We start from the raw sequence: 16037 nt of genomic DNA, 5'->3' as shown, positions 1-16037 counted from the left end.
TTTATTCTAATAATCGATTATAGTACTTTTTCTTGTAAAAGAAGACTAGCATTCCTGCTCTAAAAAGCATCCATACAATAAAGGCGAGCCAGATACCTATCACACCCCATCCTAAGTATTTGCTCAAATAAAGCACAGGTACAAAACCAACAAAGGTCGCTAGCAGTAGGGTGTTGCGTAGCCATGCCATTTCACCAAGACCTTTGAAAATTGCATCTAGTGTGAATGCTACAGCATTAATAGGCTGCATAATAATCACCATAAAAAACACTCCGTAAAATACAGAGAGTACCGTTTCCTCATTGCTAAAAAGAAGACCTAGCGGTTTGTATAAAATGGTACAAACAAGAATTAACACAGCCGAAACAACGAGATTATAGCGAACGACTTTTTTAGTTAATTGCCACAAATTTGAATAGTCCTTTGCGCCAAGTAAACGGCCACTTAGTAGGTTACCCGCAGCACCATAACCATCGATAAAAAATGCTGTAAATAGCCAGATATTTGCAGCGATAGTATGTGCCGCTACAGTTTCATCACTTATCGCGGTTGCTTCTCTCACGGCCAAAACTAAGGCTACATTGAGAGAAAAAGATCTTACAAATAAATTAAGGCTCATGGAGATTAATCTTTTTATTTCTGGATGTAAGGGTAGTTTAAGCTTGAGAGAAACCTCTGTTTTTACTAGTAAAAGTATGAGCGCCATAATAGCCATAACAGCCTGCGCAATTAAACTAGCCCACGCAGCTCCTTTTACGCCTAGAGGTTCGATTATTCCTTCTACACCATACACTAGTACAATGTCTAGAGCTATATTTAAAGAAGCACCAATGATGGCAACAATCATAGGCCAAAAAGTATTTTGTAATCCTCTAAAAATCCCAAAAACAGCAAACGTAAATAAAGTGAGCGGGAAGCCCCAGACTCTAATATTATAGTAATCTATACTTAGAGAGAGTACTAAACCTTTTGCATTGAGTAGTGTAAAAATTTCGGCTACAAAGAAATAGGTGCTGGCAAGTACAACGATGCTCAAGATGATATTAAAGTAAATGGCTTGTGCGGGGAGAACCTTAATATCCTCTAGTTTACCTGCACCTAGATTTTGAGATATAATGGTAGATATCGCACTACGGGTTTGACCTAAAATCCATATAAGCATAGATAAAAAAGAACCGACAATGCCTACTGCAGCAAGAGACTCAACGCTATTTTCTGCCATATTACCCACTACGGCGGCATCTGTACTAGACAGTATAGGCTCTGCAATACCAGCAATAAGTGCAGGAATGGCAAGCTGTTGTATGCGCTTGAATGAAATATCTATATTGCTTGTGAAGGTATTGATAGGATAGTTTTTTAAATAGAAAGATCAATAAAATGTAAAACTACAGACTAATAAAATGATAATCCACCTCTAGAGAACTCTTTCGTAGCAGTAAAATGGGTGCTCACTTTGTTTCGGAAAATAGATACTCCCTAGTTTCTTATAACCTCGAGCTTCATAGAACTTTTGATTACGTTTATTTTGAGAAAAAGTATCGAGACGTATGGAAGGCGCCGAGTGCGCTTTCGCGAAAGCGTATGCAAAATCCATTAGTTTACGAGCATTTCCTTCTCCTTGATGGTCTGGATGTACGGCAAGCCTATGGATGTACAAATTATTTTTTGAAGGCGTGAGCCAGTTAATATCAAGATACTCATCATCCATTAATGTTGATAAGACTATGGTACCTATAATGCGATTATTCTCTTTGAGAAGAAAGAGCTCATCACGAGCAATATCTTGCTCAAAAGCAGTGGCGGTGGGGTAATGCTCATTCCACTGAAAAATATTCCTTGAGATCATTTCTTGTGCACAGGCACGAGTAAGTGAAAGGATTTCAGGGATTTCTGATTTTTTTGCAGGTACAATCACAGATTAAAAAGTATTTTTGTGTTAATAGGTAAAAATACAAGTTACAGTATGAAAAATATTCTCGTTCCCATAGGTTCTTCAGATAGCGCTTTTAATACGCTTCAATATGCAATAGATCTTGCACAAGAGATTGATGCAAATGTGTATGCGATATCAGTCTTTCAAGAGTTTTCTAAAGCAGGTAGTGCTTCAAAGCTAAATACCGTTATTAAAGAAGAGTCAGAAAGTAGGCTTGAGAAGGTTGTAAATGGAGTAGATCATAAAGGAGTATCTGTAGTTGCTCACCCTATAAAAGGAGGTGTGATAGAAGGCGTAGAGCGCTTCAATAGGCACGTTCCTGTAGATCTTATGGTGTTGTCACCACGTAGTAACTCTGTGCGTGATGAGGTGTATCTGGGTAACATGACAGGGAAGCTTGTAAAAGGAACTGATATTGCTGTTTTAGTTGTTCCGGAACAAGAGAAATTTAAAGAACCTGCAAATATCTTAATGGCTTTTAAAAATGGAAATTTTGATAAAAAGCGTCATTTAGACCCATTGAGAAAGCTTCAGAAACATTTTGGGACAGAACTTCACTTACTGCACGTGGAAACTCCAGAGTCTGACGAAGCTATGAAAGAAGTATCTCAGGATCTTAAAAAAATGAGCGCGTCTTATAAAACCACAACAAATGCAACTACTTATCAAGGAGTGCTAGAACACTTCCAGTCTGTAGAGCCAGATATGTTATGTGTTGTGCGTAGAAAGCGTGGTTTCTTTAAGAAACTATGGGAGAAAAATGTTGTACTAAAGAAAGAGTTTTTTACCACAAAACCTCTTCTTATTTTAAGAGTACAATAATATAGATTATGATGGGGGATTAGCTCATTTGGCTAGAGCGCTTGCCTGGCAGGCAAGAGGCGACCGGTTCGAATCCGGTATTCTCCACCAGTACTCAAAGGGCTTCAAGGGTTTTCAACTCTTGAAGCTTTTTTCATTTGCACGCAATTTGCACGCAAAATGGGCTTTTAAGAATATTAATTAATATTTGATCCATTTTGGTGTAAAACAAGATCTTCACTGCTTTTTATATCTTTTCTAGATTACTTCGAAGAATATAAGCAATGTTTAGATCCCTATAATCTCTATAGTAAAACATAACCTTCCGTTAAACAATTGAAATAATTAAAAATTATACCTAGCTTTACAATAAATGAAACTATTTCTTCACAAATCAATGGCAATCTTTATGGCTTGCGTGGTGCTCGTAACCACGACGTCATTCACCGTGGATATGCACTATTGTGGGGAAAACTTGGTCGATTTCAGTTTATTCTCAAAGGCTGAAGGTTGTGGAATGGAAAAAGCGCAACCCGTAAAAAGTTGTGAGAATCCTAAAATGACTGAAAAATCCTGTTGTTCTGATGAACAAATAGTCAAGGAAGGCAAGGACGACCTTAAAATATTTTTTGATACCCTTTCATTTGAGCAGCAAACGTTCATCGCTGTTTTTACCTATTCTTATATAAACCTTTTTGAAGGAACCGAATCTGAGGAAGTTCCTTTTGAAGATTACCCGCGACCCTTTGTCAAACGGGATGTGCAAGTGCTGCACCAGACTTTCTTAATTTGATTTGTTAGATTTTTAGAATGAAGCCCAACAGCTACGCTGTCGTGGGCTAAAACTCGTGTTTGCCATTTTATGCAACACGCAATTCCAATTATCTAATAATCAAATGCTATGCTGAATAAGAGCATTAAATTTCTCATAGAAAACAAACTTGTTGCCGTTCTACTGCTCGCCCTATTTGTGGGTTGGGGCGTGGTCAATGCGCCTTTTAATTGGGAAACTGGCTTTTTGCCAACAGACCCAGTTGCCGTGGATGCCATACCTGATATTGGCGAAAACCAACAGATTGTTTTTACCAAGTGGCAAGGTCGCTCGCCACAGGATATCGAAGACCAAATTACATATCCACTTACCACTTCCCTTCTGGGTATTCCAGGCGTGAAAACCATCCGTAGTTCGTCTATGTTCGGATTTTCGAGCATCTATATCATTTTTGAAGAAGACATTGAGTTCTATTGGTCACGCAGTCGCATACTTGAAAAGCTGAACTCACTACCAGCAAACCTTTTACCCGATGGTGTCAACCCATCATTAGGTCCAGATGCCACAGGTTTGGGACAGATATTTTGGTACACGTTGGAAGGTCGTGATAAAGATGACAACGTAACTGGTGGTTGGGATTTACAGGAATTGCGTAGCATACAAGATTATTATGTGAAGTACGGATTATCGTCTGCAAGTGGTGTTTCTGAAGTGGCTTCCATTGGTGGATATGTTCAGGAATATCAAGTGGATATCGACCCAGAAAAAATGCGCCAATATAATGTGAGTATGGGCGATGTGGTCAAAGCCGTAAAGCAGAGCAATCAAGATATAGGCGCACAAACGCTCGAAATCAATCAAGCAGAATATCTCGTGCGCGGATTAGGTTACGTAAAGTCTATCGCAGACATTGAAAGTGCGGTTGTAGATTCTGAAAATTTCACTTCCATCCGTATCAAAGATGTGGCTAATGTTCATTTAGGACCAGCAACAAGACGTGGCATTCTCGATAAGGAAGGTGCCGAAGTCGTAGGTGGTGTTGTAGTCGCTCGCTATGGGGCAAATCCGCTGGAAGTTATCAATAATGTGAAGGCACAAATTGCCGAAATAAGTTCTGGACTTCCTACAAAAACCTTGGCAGATGGTCGCACTTCGCAAGTTACCATCGTACCATTTTACGACCGTACAGAACTCATTCAAGAAACGCTGGACACGCTCAACGAAGCACTCACGCTGGAAATTCTCATAACCATTCTGGTCATTATCATAATGGTGTTCAATCTACGTGCATCCATCCTTATTTCAGGATTGTTGCCCGTGGCCGTTTTGATGGTTTTTATCACGATGAAGCTCTTTAATGTAGATGCAAATATCGTTGCGCTTTCAGGTATCGCCATTGCCATCGGTACAATGGTGGACGTGGGCGTGATACTTGCCGAAAATATGATTCGGCATTTGGAAGATGAAAAGTTACGCCTTAATGAAAACGGTAAGGAATACAGCACAAACGAAATTATCTACAACGCAACTGCCGAAATTTCTGGTGCTATACTAACAGCTGTACTAACTACCATTATCAGTTTCCTGCCCGTATTCACTATGATTGGTGCCGAAGGAAAACTGTTCCGTCCGCTTGCCTTTACTAAAACAATGGCACTCACAGCATCGCTCATCATTGCGCTGTTTATTATTCCACCCATCGCGGCATTCCTATTTCGCAAAACGAGTGTACGGGAACGCACCCAATATGCCATCAACGGCACACTTGTTTTATTGGGGATTCTCGCCATCGTTTACGGCTTTTGGTTAGGACTAATTCTTATCGCCTTTGCCATCACATCATTTTTAAAGGTGCGTGGTACGCTTTCGCGAAAGCGTAAAAACCTAATCGACATTATCATTTCATCGGTTGCCATCGTGTTTTTGCTCGCGACCTACTGGCGACCATTGGGCTTTGACCGAAGCATAGTGATGAACCTGATATTTGTTTCCATTATCTGTTTTGGACTGCTCGGTGTATTCTCAATTTTCAGGATATACTACGGGCGTATTCTGCGATGGGCACTTCAGAACCGATATCTATTCTTAATCGTTCCGGCTACGGTGCTCACGCTCGGTATTCTCATAATGCGAAATACGGGCAAAGAGTTTATGCCAGCACTTAACGAAGGTTCATTTCTGCTAATGCCTACATCCTTGCCACACGCAGGTGTTGAAGAAAACAAACGTGTGTTGCAACAGCTCGATATGGCGGTGGCAAGCATCCCTGAAATTGAAACTGTAGTAGGAAAAGCTGGAAGAACAGAAAGCGCGCTTGACCCAGCACCACTCTCGATGTACGAAAACGTCATTCAGTATAAATCTGAATATATGCGAAATAGCTCTGGCAAGCGACAACGCTATAAGGTCAATGACGATGGATTGTTTGTACTGAAGAACAATAAATTCATCATCAACCCTAATAATGAGATAGATGAAGATGTGAACTATGAAAAAGCTTCGCTCAAGACTACTGCCACACGCAATGATTTGATTGAAGATGAAGATGGCGAATACTATCGCAACTGGCGACCAGACATCGAAAGTCCAGATGATATTTGGAACGAAATTGTACGAGTGACCAAATTACCAGGCGTGACATCGGCACCCAAGTTACAACCCATCGAAACCCGATTAGTAATGTTACAAACGGGAATGCGAGCACCAATGGGCATCAAGGTAAAAGGTCCCGATTTAAAGTCCATTGAAAACTTTGGACTACAACTGGAAGACATCCTAAAACAAGCCGAAGGCGTTAAAGAACAAGCCGTCTTTGCAGACCGAATCGTGGGTAAACCGTACTTGCTCATAGATATTAAGCGAGACCAACTGGCACGCTATGGTATTTCTATAATGGATGTGCAGGAAATTCTTCAAGTGGCAGTTGGTGGTATGCCACTCACACAAACTGTGGAAGGTCGTGAGCGTTATGCCGTTCGGGTTCGTTATCCAAGAGAATTACGAGCAAATCCAGACGACTTGCGTAAGATTTATGTTCCCGTTGAGAAAGGAAGTCCTGTACCGTTGGGTGAATTGGTTGAAATTCGATACGAACAAGGACCACAAGTCATTAAAAGTGAAGACACTTTTCTAATCGGCTATGTGCTGTTTGATAAACTCGATGGCTTTGCAGAAGTAGATGTGGTAGAAAATGCCCAAGCCTTAATCCAAGAAAACATAGACAACGGTTTGCTGGTCGTGCCACAAGGTGTGAGCTATCGTTTTACGGGAACGTATGAAAATCAGTTACGGGCAGAAAAAACCTTATCGGTTGTCGTACCACTTTGTTTGCTGGTTATTTTCTTGATTTTGTATTTCCAATTCAGGTCAGTTTCCACATCGCTTATGGTATTTACCGCCATTGCCGTAGCCTTTGCAGGTGGTTTCATAATGATTTGGTTGTATGGGCAAGATTGGTTTTTCAATTTCAGCTTTTTTGGCGAGAATCTACGGGACTTGTTCAATATGAAAACCATCAATTTAAGTGTGGCTGTTTGGGTAGGTTTTATTGCCCTTTTTGGTATCGCCACAGATGATGGTGTGGTAATGGCCACCTATTTAGACCAATCCTTCAAAAGCAATGAGCCAGATTCTCAAAAAGGCATAAGGCTCGCCACTTTGGAAGCGGCTGGAAAACGCATACGTCCGTGTTTGATGACAACCGTAACCACAGTTTTGGCACTACTACCAGTACTCACATCCACAGGAAAGGGAAGCGATATAATGATACCGATGGCGATTCCCATTTTTGGCGGAATGATAATCGATGTTACGTCCTATTTCTTACTGCCAGTCTTATACAGCTGGAAAAAGGAATACCAACTTAAAAGAGCAAACAGATGAAGAAATTAAAATATATACTGGTGTTTTTGTTTGTTTCCGCTTTCGCGAAAGCGCAACAATTACAATCCTACATTCAGGAAGCCGAAGCCAACAATCCAGAAATTCAAGCCTTTGAATTGCGCTACAACATCGCCGAAGAAAAGGTAAACGAAGCCAACTGGATTCCCAATACCGAAGTAAGTGCCGGCTACTTTGTGAGCGAGCCTGAAACCAGAGTGGGTGCGCAACGAGCACGAATAGGCGTAAAACAGATGTTGCCGTGGTTCGGTACTATTACAGCTCGTGAAAATTATGCAACCGCAATGGCAGATGCCGAATATGTGGAAATCACGATTGCAAAACGCAAACTTGCACTTTCGGTCGCACAATCCTATTACCGTTTGTATTCCATACGTGCCAAGCAAGCCGTACTGGATGAAAACATAAAACTACTGGAAACCTATGAGCGACTTGCACTCACATCCGTAGAAGTGGGCAAAGCGAGTGCAGTAGATGTATTACGACTTCAGATACGGCAGAACGAGTTACAGCAACAAAAAGAAGTGCTGGAAGAAGAATTTACGGCAGAACAAACGGCTTTCAACAATTTGCTCAACCGCGAATCAATGATGACTGTTGACGTAGTTCCAGAAATGGAAATTCCGCAGGAAGACCCTTTTTATGACAATGAAGCGCTGACGCTAAATCCGGAACTGCTCAAATACGACAAGCTCTATGAGTCTGTGGCACAATCTGAACTGCTCAACCAGCGTGAGAGTTTGCCTATGATTGGTTTTGGTGTCGATTACTTGCCTGTTACCGAGCGTAGCGATGTCAACTTTAGTGATAATGGGAAAGATGTGTTGATGCCTATGCTGTCCGTTTCCATACCCATTTTCAACAACCGCTACAAATCCATTTCAAAACAAAATGAACTACGACAGCAAGAAATAGTAACCCAACGGGAACAGCGATTGAATGTATTGGAATCCGCTTTCGCGAAAGCGCAATCTCAACGCAACCAAGCCCGAATTAAATTTAATACCCAAGCTAAGAATTTGAAGCAAGCCAAAGATGCTGAGCAAATTCTTATCAAGAATTATGAAACGGGAACCATAGATTTTAACGATGTGCTCGATATACAGGAACTGCAATTGAAATTTCAGATGAATCAGATAGAATCGGTTCAGATGTATTACGTGCAACAATCCATAATCAATTATTTAATTCAATAGCAATGGTAAAAGATTTTTATATAAAAAATATGGTGTGCGACCGTTGCATCAAGGTCTTAAAAGATGAACTGTTTAAGGCTAACATTAGTCTGTTGGATATTGAGTTGGGTAGGCTTCGATTAGATATGAATGAAAAAGAACAATTGAGCATACTTACCGAAATTTTAAAAAGAAATGGATTTGCACTCATCGCTTCTACCGAGGATAAATTGACCGAGCAAGTAAAAATTGAATTGATAAAGTTGTTGAATGTAATGCCGCTTGATATTGATGGGAAGCTATCAGATTTTCTTGCGGATAAATTGCAAAAGGACTATTCAAAAATCAGCAAGGTGTTTTCCATTACCGAGGGCATCACTATTGAAAAATATTTTATCAAACTGAAGATAGAAAAGGTCAAGGAACTTATCCAAACACCCGATTATAATTTCACAGAAATAAGCCAATTGCTCGATTACAGCAATGTCAATCATCTAAGCAAACAGTTTAAAAGTGAGACAGGAATGAGCCTTAGCGATTATAAGGATGGGCATAAAAATTTTAGAAATCCTTTAGACAAGATTATATAGATATGAACCAGAATTATAACACAACAAACTGAATGCCAATAATATCTTTGTTAAACAAAAACTATGAGAAAACTATGAAAAAGCTAAGAATTATCACATTACTGCTGTTTTCTTCTACTGTATTTGCTCAAGTGGGAACTAATGGACAAGATAGAGAAGAAGAAGGAAGACCTGTTAAGGAGTATAACCTTACTATTGAAGAAAACGAAATGACTCTCGCTGGTGTAACCGCTAAAGGAATGACTATCAATGGTAGTATTCCTGGACCGGTTTTGGAATTTAACGAAGGCGCCCTTGCCATCATTAATGTAACCAATAAAATGGATGAAGAAACCTCAGTACACTGGCACGGGTTGATACTTCCCAACTTTTATGATGGCGTACCGTATTTAACAACACCGCCAATAAAGCCCGGTACAACATTTCAATATAGAATTCCTATTAATCAATCAGGAACCTATTGGTACCATTCCCATACGATGCTACAGGAGCAAAGTGGTGTTTATGGTTCAATAGTCATTCAACCTAAAGAAAAAACATTGGATTATGACAAAGATTTGGTAGTTGTTCTATCTGATTGGACCAACGAGGACCCAATGAATGTATTGCGAAACCTTAAAAGGGGGAATGAGTGGTATCAAGTTAAAAAAGGAACAGCAGTTCCATTAAGTAGAGTCATCAAAGAAGGTGCCTTGGGAGCACAATTTAAGTTCTGGCGCGATAGAATGGAAGGTGCTGATATAGCAGACATTTATTATCCCGCATTCTTGAGCAATGGTAAATCACTTGCCGAATATCCAGAATTTAAACCAGGAGAAAAAGTACGTCTTCGCTTTATCAATGCCTCGGCTTCTACTTACTACTGGGTAGATTTCGGTGGTGGTAATCCATTGTTAGTTGCAAGTGACGGTGTTGATGTGCAGCCCGTTTCTAAAAGCAGATTTCTCTTTGGTATAGCTGAGACGTATGATGTTATCATTACTATTCCCGAAGGTACTTTAGAGGTTACCGCTACGGCTCAAGATGGCTCTGGTCATACTTCTATACAATTAGGAAATGGCACTCTCTATCCAGCCAAAAGAATTGATAGACCTGATAAGGTAGCGATGATGAAGCAAATGGCCAAAATGGATATGAAAATGGGTGCACCTGCAATGGTAGGAAACAAAAAAAAGAATACACCTGAAGTTTTAATGCAGAAGTATGGAATGAAGATGAATATGAAGGACGGCGAGATGAAAATGGGGATGAACGATAAGATGTCGATGAAAGATGGTAAAATGAATGACCAGATGGATATGAAGATGGATGATGCAATGGGAATGAAAATGGATACAATGGCAATGAATCACAAAGGAGATTCAGATAAAATGAAAGACCATATGCAGCACGATATGTCAAAGATGCAGAAGGATTCTTCCTCATTTGATTACGAAACTCGTAAAACCTATTTTAATTATGATTTTTTAAAAGCAAAAGAGAATACTACTTATAAAGATGATTTGCCAGTAAACGACATCCTGTTGAACCTAACCGGCAATATGCAACGCTATGTTTGGAGTATGAACGGCGTGCCATTATCAGAAACCGACAAAATTAATATAAAAGGAGGTGAAGTAACCAGAATTACACTTAATAACCTCACGATGATGCACCATCCAATGCACTTGCACGGACATTACTTTAGGGTCATCAATGAAAATGGCGAACGTTCCCCATTAAAACATACCGTCAATGTACCACCAATGCAGAAGGTGGTCATAGAATTCTATAACGAAGAATATGGCGATTGGTTCTTTCATTGCCACGTATTATATCATATGATGGGTGGTATGGCCCGTGTGTTTAGTTACGATACGCCAAGGGACGAAAGATTGAGAGATTATCCAATGCAGAAACTTATCAATGAAACAGACCATTATTATTCGTGGGGAATGGCACGCTTGGGCTCAAATTTTAATGAACTCTTTTTGATGTCAAGCAATATCCGAAATGGCTTTGGTTTAAGGGCAGAGTTTGATTATGACAAAAATCTTGAAGCCGAAGTAAATTATAACAGATACTTGAATGATTGGGTGCGCCTTTATGTTGGGGTAAATACAGAAACTTCTACACCAGATTCTTATGATACCTTCAATACAGTAGGTTTGGTGGGTGTAAAATACTTTACCCCGTACCGTTTTAATGTGGATGTCAGTATGGACCACCAACTAAGGCCAAGAATTCGTCTGGACAGGGAATTCTTGATTTTTCCGAGAATTTTTCTGGAAGGCGAATACGAATACCGAGCTGACTTTGGTTGGGTGAACGATATTGGAGACACATCCTATCAGGGGGAAACGCAATGGCTTGTGGGAGCCTCATATATCCTATCCCGAAACTTTTCGTTACAGGCAAATTACAATAACCGATATGGCTGGGGTGGCGGCCTTTTAGCCCGATTTTAAAAAGTAATAATCTAAAACAAAGAAAATGAAAACAGTAAAAAGAACAATGAGTACAATGGCACTGGCTGCCACAATGATTTTAACAGTTTCCTGTAAAGACGCAAACAAAGAAGAGGCTGCTGCGCCTATGAGCAATGAGATGCACCAAGAATCTATGGATGACAAGGACGATATGGCGATGAGTGACAATAAGGATGCAAAAGCAGAAGCAATCCTGAATAATTATTTCAACTTAAAAGATGCGCTTGTAGGCGATGACAATGAAAAGGCAAAAGAATTAGGAAGCACTTTGGCTCAATCTCTCAAGTCCTTTGACGCATCTAACTATTCTGATGATGAAAAATCAGAATTAAATGACATTATCGAAGATGCTACAGAACACGCAGAGCATATTTCAGAAAGTGACATCAAGCACCAGCGTGAGCATTTTAAGATATTAAGTAAGGATCTAACCGATATGGTGGCAATCACAGGTACACAATCGAAACTTTACGAGCAATTTTGCCCTATGTATGATGGTGGAACTGCGTGGTTGAGCAAAGAAGAAAACGTGTTGAATCCTTATTACGGAAGCCAAATGTTGAGATGTGGAAAGGTTCAACGAGAAATCAATTAATTGAGAATCCTAAAAATCATAGCGTGGATTGCCCTTGTGGCGTTGGTAGTGATTCAGTTCTTTCCAGTAACCCTGAACGAGAGCGATACCATACCACAAAGTGATTTTATTATAGTAAATCAAGTACCTGCAACGATTAAAAATCGGTTGCAGGTTTCCTGCTATGATTGCCATAGCAACAATACAGATTATCCGTGGTACAGCAAGATACAGCCTGCCGCTTGGTATCTGGAGGACCACATACAGGAAGGAAAGGATGAACTTAATTTTAATGAATGGGACACCTATTCCAGCCGAAGGAAAAACAGCAAGTTGCGTTCTATTATAAAACAAATAGAAAGCGGCGAAATGCCGATGGATAGTTACGAGCTCATTCACGGTGATGCGCGAATGGACAGTACCGCAGTAAAAGAAATTATAGGCTATATGGATAGCTTAAGAGAAGATTAAGTCCTGATACGGGAAAAGTAATTTTCATTGATGGTTGGTTAGAACCTTTCTCGTATCAGGCACAAATACAGTAATTATAAAAATGGAACTAGAAAAAATAGACTCATTTTACAAGCAGCTTTTTCGCAAAGCTGGACTTACAATAGCTGTAATTCTGGTAGTTGCATTTGTAGATATAGGTCTTATTTCTAACATTGAGTATAATTGGAATGTATGGATGGTATTTATGCTTACTGTTGTAAAAATATTCTTCATTGTGCATCTTTCTTTCAGCCAACTTGTAAAAATTATAAGTCAAAGCCATTTACTTAGTCACGTACTTGTTCTATTTACCTTATTAATAGGTTTAATCATCTTTTCTTTTGCAAGCGACTTCGCAGCATTACACCTCATAGATGACAATAATTTTAAGAGCAACTATGATATAAATAGTTCTATCTGGACGGTGTTCTTTGAGTATTTCTACTTGAGTATTATAACATTTTCATCTGTTGGATACGGAGATATAGTTCCAGTTTCTATAGTGGCTAAATCGACAGTGATTTTGGAAGTGGGATTGCGATTCTTTGTGCTTGTCTTTGGAATCGCAAATGTTAATCAGATTAAAATAAATCAAGAATGAAACACACATATCAAATACAAGGAATGTCTTGTAAAGGTTGTCTGAGAACGGTAAAAAGTGCGTTATCAGATGTTGTAGGAGTTACAGACGTAGCTATTGATTTTGAAAATCAAACGGCTACCATTGAGATGGAGCAACACATTGAAATTGAAGAATTTGAAAATGCGGTCCAAGAGAGAAAGGCTAAATATCATATACATCCAATCAAACCTGATGGAATCAAAACGCGCACTTATCCCATAAATGGTATGACGTGTAATGGTTGCAGAGCACACGTAGAAAAGACTTTATCACAAGTTGACGGTGTCTTAGATGTTACCGTCGATTTAGAAAAAGCTGAAGCCTTCATAGATATGAAAAGTATCATTCCGTATGAAACTTTTCAGGAGGTTTTAAAAAACGATGGAGATACCTACACTATTTATAAAGCTGGACAACGTCACACTACCGAAGTCGAAAAACAAAAACCACAACCCAAAGGCAAAGGAACGGGAACGTTCTATTGTCCGATGCATTGCGAGGGCGATAAAACCTATGACCAACCAGGCGACTGTCCTGTTTGCGGAATGGATTTGGTTGAAGAAGTTAACCTAACGGTTACTTCCGACACGCAATATACCTGCCCGATGCATCCCGAAATCGTAAAAGACGAACCGGGAAGCTGTCCCATTTGCGGAATGGATTTGGTCCCTATGGAACCCGACTTGTCCGCAGAAGAAAAAACCTATAAAAAACTGCTAAAAAAGTTCTGGATAGCGGTCGCATTCACATTGCCCATTTTTATCATCGCAATGTCCGAAATGCTGCCCAAAAATCCACTCTACGATATTTTGGAACTGAAATATTGGAATTGGATTCAATTTGCTCTTTCAATACCTGTGGTTTTCTATGCCACTTGGATGTTCTTTGAACGTGCCTATCGCAGTATCATAACGTGGAACCTTAATATGTTTACGCTCATCGGCATTGGTGCAGGTGTAGCTTGGTTATTTAGTGTGTTCGGGATGCTCGTTCCCGATTTTTTCCCTAACCAATTCAAGACCGAAGCGGGTACGGTTCACGTCTATTTTGAGGCGGCTACGGTGATTCTAACTTTGGTGCTACTTGGTCAAATGCTTGAAGCTCGTGCGCATAGTAAGACAAATTCAGCGGTCAAGGAACTTTTAAAATTAGCACCTAATAAGGCTGTAAAGGTCGTAAATGGTGAAGAACAGGAAGTAGCCATCGATAAAATTGAATTAAATGATATTCTGCGTGTAAAGCCGGGCGATAAGATTCCTGTGGATGGTGTAATAACCGAAGGTGAAACTTCCATCGATGAATCGATGATTACGGGCGAACCTATTCCCGTAAACAAATCAATAGATGATAAAGTAAGTAGCGGAACAATCAATGGTAACCAATCCTTTTTGATGAAAGCTGAAAAAGTTGGTTCTGACACATTGTTATCCCAAATTATACAGATGGTCAATGATGCCAGTCGTAGCCGTGCGCCAATTCAGAAATTAGCAGATACCGTTTCGGGATATTTCGTGCCTGTCGTTGTCATAATCGCTGCCGTAACATTCGGTGTTTGGGCAATTTGGGGACCAGAACCAGCCTATGTTTATGCCTTGGTCAATGCAATCGCCGTATTGATTATCGCCTGTCCGTGTGCTTTGGGACTTGCTACACCAATGTCAGTAATGGTAGGTGTCGGCAAAGGCGCACAAAATGGGGTGCTCATCAAAAATGCCGAAGCACTCGAAAAAATGGACAAGGTTGACACGTTAATCGTTGATAAAACTGGAACTATTACCGAAGGAAAACCTACGGTTGAAAAAGTGGGTTCTTTTGATGAAAGCTTTCGCGAAAGCGAAGTGCTACAATACATTGTATCCCTTAACAGCCAAAGTGAACATCCTTTGGCGGAAGCAACAGTAAAATATGGAAAAGAACAAAACGCAGAATTTTTAAAAGCTGATAATTTCAATTCGGTTACTGGAAAAGGTGTTGAAGGGAAAGTAAACGGAAAAGAAGTGGCTTTAGGAAATGCCAAAATGATGGAACAGGCGAATGCCACGCTTACCGAAGTGATGGAAAACGAAGCGAAATCTTATCAAAAGCAAGGTAAGACGGTTTCCTATCTCGCCATTGATGGTAAAGTTTCTGGTTACGTGGTCATAGGCGATAAAATCAAGGAAACGAGCGCAAAAGCTATAAAGGATTTGCAGAATAAGGGAATTGCAGTCATAATGCTTACGGGCGATAATCACGATACGGCAAAAGCTGTTGCAGATGAATTGAACCTTGCAGATTTTCAAGCAAGTATGCTACCAGAAAATAAGTTGCAGGAAGTCGAGAAATTACAAGAGCAAGGTAAAGTAGTTGCAATGGCAGGTGATGGTATTAATGACGCACCTGCATTGGCTAAAAGTGATGTAGGTATCGCAATGGGCACGGGAACGGATGTTGCTATCGAGAGTGCTGCCATTACCTTGGTTAAAGGCGATTTACACGGCATTGTAAAGGCACGTAATCTTAGTCACGTAGTAATGCGCAATATTAAGCAAAACCTCTTCTTTGCACTTATTTATAACACATTAGGAATACCGATTGCGGCAGGACTGCTGTATCCATTTTTCGGAATACTGTTATCCCCAATGATTGCGGCTTTGGCAATGAGCTTTAGTTCTGTATCGGTAATTGCCAACTCATTACGTTTAAAAAGTAAAAACATATAATCTAA

12 protein-coding genes and 1 tRNA gene are annotated in these 16037 nt (G+C 40.0%); 11 read left to right on the top strand and 2 right to left on the bottom strand.

What is annotated here, in order from left to right:
- Position 1: 1 nt before the first annotated feature.
- Positions 2–1348: an MATE family efflux transporter gene (locus tag KRODI_RS05720; RefSeq protein WP_013750636.1), complete on the bottom strand. Its 1347-nt coding sequence runs from the start codon at positions 1346–1348 to the stop codon at positions 2–4.
- Between the two features lie 69 nt (positions 1349–1417).
- Positions 1418–1918, bottom strand: a complete 501-nt coding sequence (locus KRODI_RS05715; protein WP_013750635.1) for a GNAT family N-acetyltransferase — start codon at positions 1916–1918, stop codon at positions 1418–1420.
- A gap of 48 nt (positions 1919–1966) precedes the next feature.
- Between KRODI_RS05715 and KRODI_RS05710 the strand changes: the two genes are divergently transcribed.
- The 11 genes from KRODI_RS05710 (at position 1967) to KRODI_RS05660 (ending at position 16032) form a co-directional block, all read left to right on the top strand.
- The gene (locus KRODI_RS05710) at positions 1967–2758 is read left to right on the top strand and encodes a universal stress protein (RefSeq protein ID WP_041295633.1); all 792 of its coding nucleotides are present in this window, start codon (positions 1967–1969) and stop codon (positions 2756–2758) included.
- A gap of 13 nt (positions 2759–2771) precedes the next feature.
- Positions 2772–2848, top strand: a tRNA-Ala gene (locus KRODI_RS05705).
- A 262-nt stretch (positions 2849–3110) separates the two neighbouring features.
- On the top strand, positions 3111–3530 hold the full coding sequence (locus KRODI_RS05700) for an HYC_CC_PP family protein (RefSeq protein ID WP_013750633.1): 420 nt from the start codon (positions 3111–3113) through the stop codon (positions 3528–3530).
- A 108-nt stretch (positions 3531–3638) separates the two neighbouring features.
- A complete protein-coding gene (locus KRODI_RS05695; protein WP_013750632.1) occupies positions 3639–7391 on the top strand; it encodes an efflux RND transporter permease subunit in 3753 nt (1250 codons plus the stop codon).
- Positions 7388–8605: a TolC family protein gene (locus KRODI_RS05690; protein WP_013750631.1), complete on the top strand. Its 1218-nt coding sequence runs from the start codon at positions 7388–7390 to the stop codon at positions 8603–8605. Before KRODI_RS05695 ends, KRODI_RS05690 begins: the two co-directional genes overlap by 4 nt.
- Positions 8606–8607: 2 nt before the next feature.
- Positions 8608–9174 (top strand): helix-turn-helix domain-containing protein, encoded by a 567-nt coding sequence (locus KRODI_RS05685; protein WP_013750630.1) that lies wholly within the window; start codon positions 8608–8610, stop codon positions 9172–9174.
- A 74-nt stretch (positions 9175–9248) separates the two neighbouring features.
- Positions 9249–11621 (top strand): multicopper oxidase domain-containing protein, encoded by a 2373-nt coding sequence (locus KRODI_RS05680; protein ID WP_041295818.1) that lies wholly within the window; start codon positions 9249–9251, stop codon positions 11619–11621.
- 25 nt (positions 11622–11646) lie between these two features.
- Entirely contained in the window at positions 11647–12237 is a 591-nt protein-coding gene (locus KRODI_RS05675) for a DUF3347 domain-containing protein (RefSeq protein WP_013750628.1), read from the top strand.
- Positions 12238–12687 (top strand): heme-binding domain-containing protein, encoded by a 450-nt coding sequence (locus KRODI_RS05670; RefSeq protein ID WP_013750627.1) that lies wholly within the window; start codon positions 12238–12240, stop codon positions 12685–12687. It abuts the gene before it with no gap.
- An 82-nt stretch (positions 12688–12769) separates the two neighbouring features.
- Entirely contained in the window at positions 12770–13309 is a 540-nt protein-coding gene (locus KRODI_RS05665) for an ion channel (protein WP_013750626.1), read from the top strand.
- Positions 13306–16032, top strand: a complete 2727-nt coding sequence (locus tag KRODI_RS05660) for a heavy metal translocating P-type ATPase (protein WP_013750625.1) — start codon at positions 13306–13308, stop codon at positions 16030–16032. The genes KRODI_RS05665 and KRODI_RS05660 overlap by 4 nt, the downstream gene beginning before the upstream one ends.
- Positions 16033–16037: the final 5 nt, after the last annotated feature.

The sequence above is a fragment of the Dokdonia sp. 4H-3-7-5 genome (genome assembly GCF_000212355.1).
Classification (GTDB): Bacteria; Bacteroidota; Bacteroidia; order Flavobacteriales; family Flavobacteriaceae; genus Dokdonia.
Note: the sequence above shows the minus strand (reverse complement) of the source record. Positions and strands in the feature narration are given on the sequence as shown.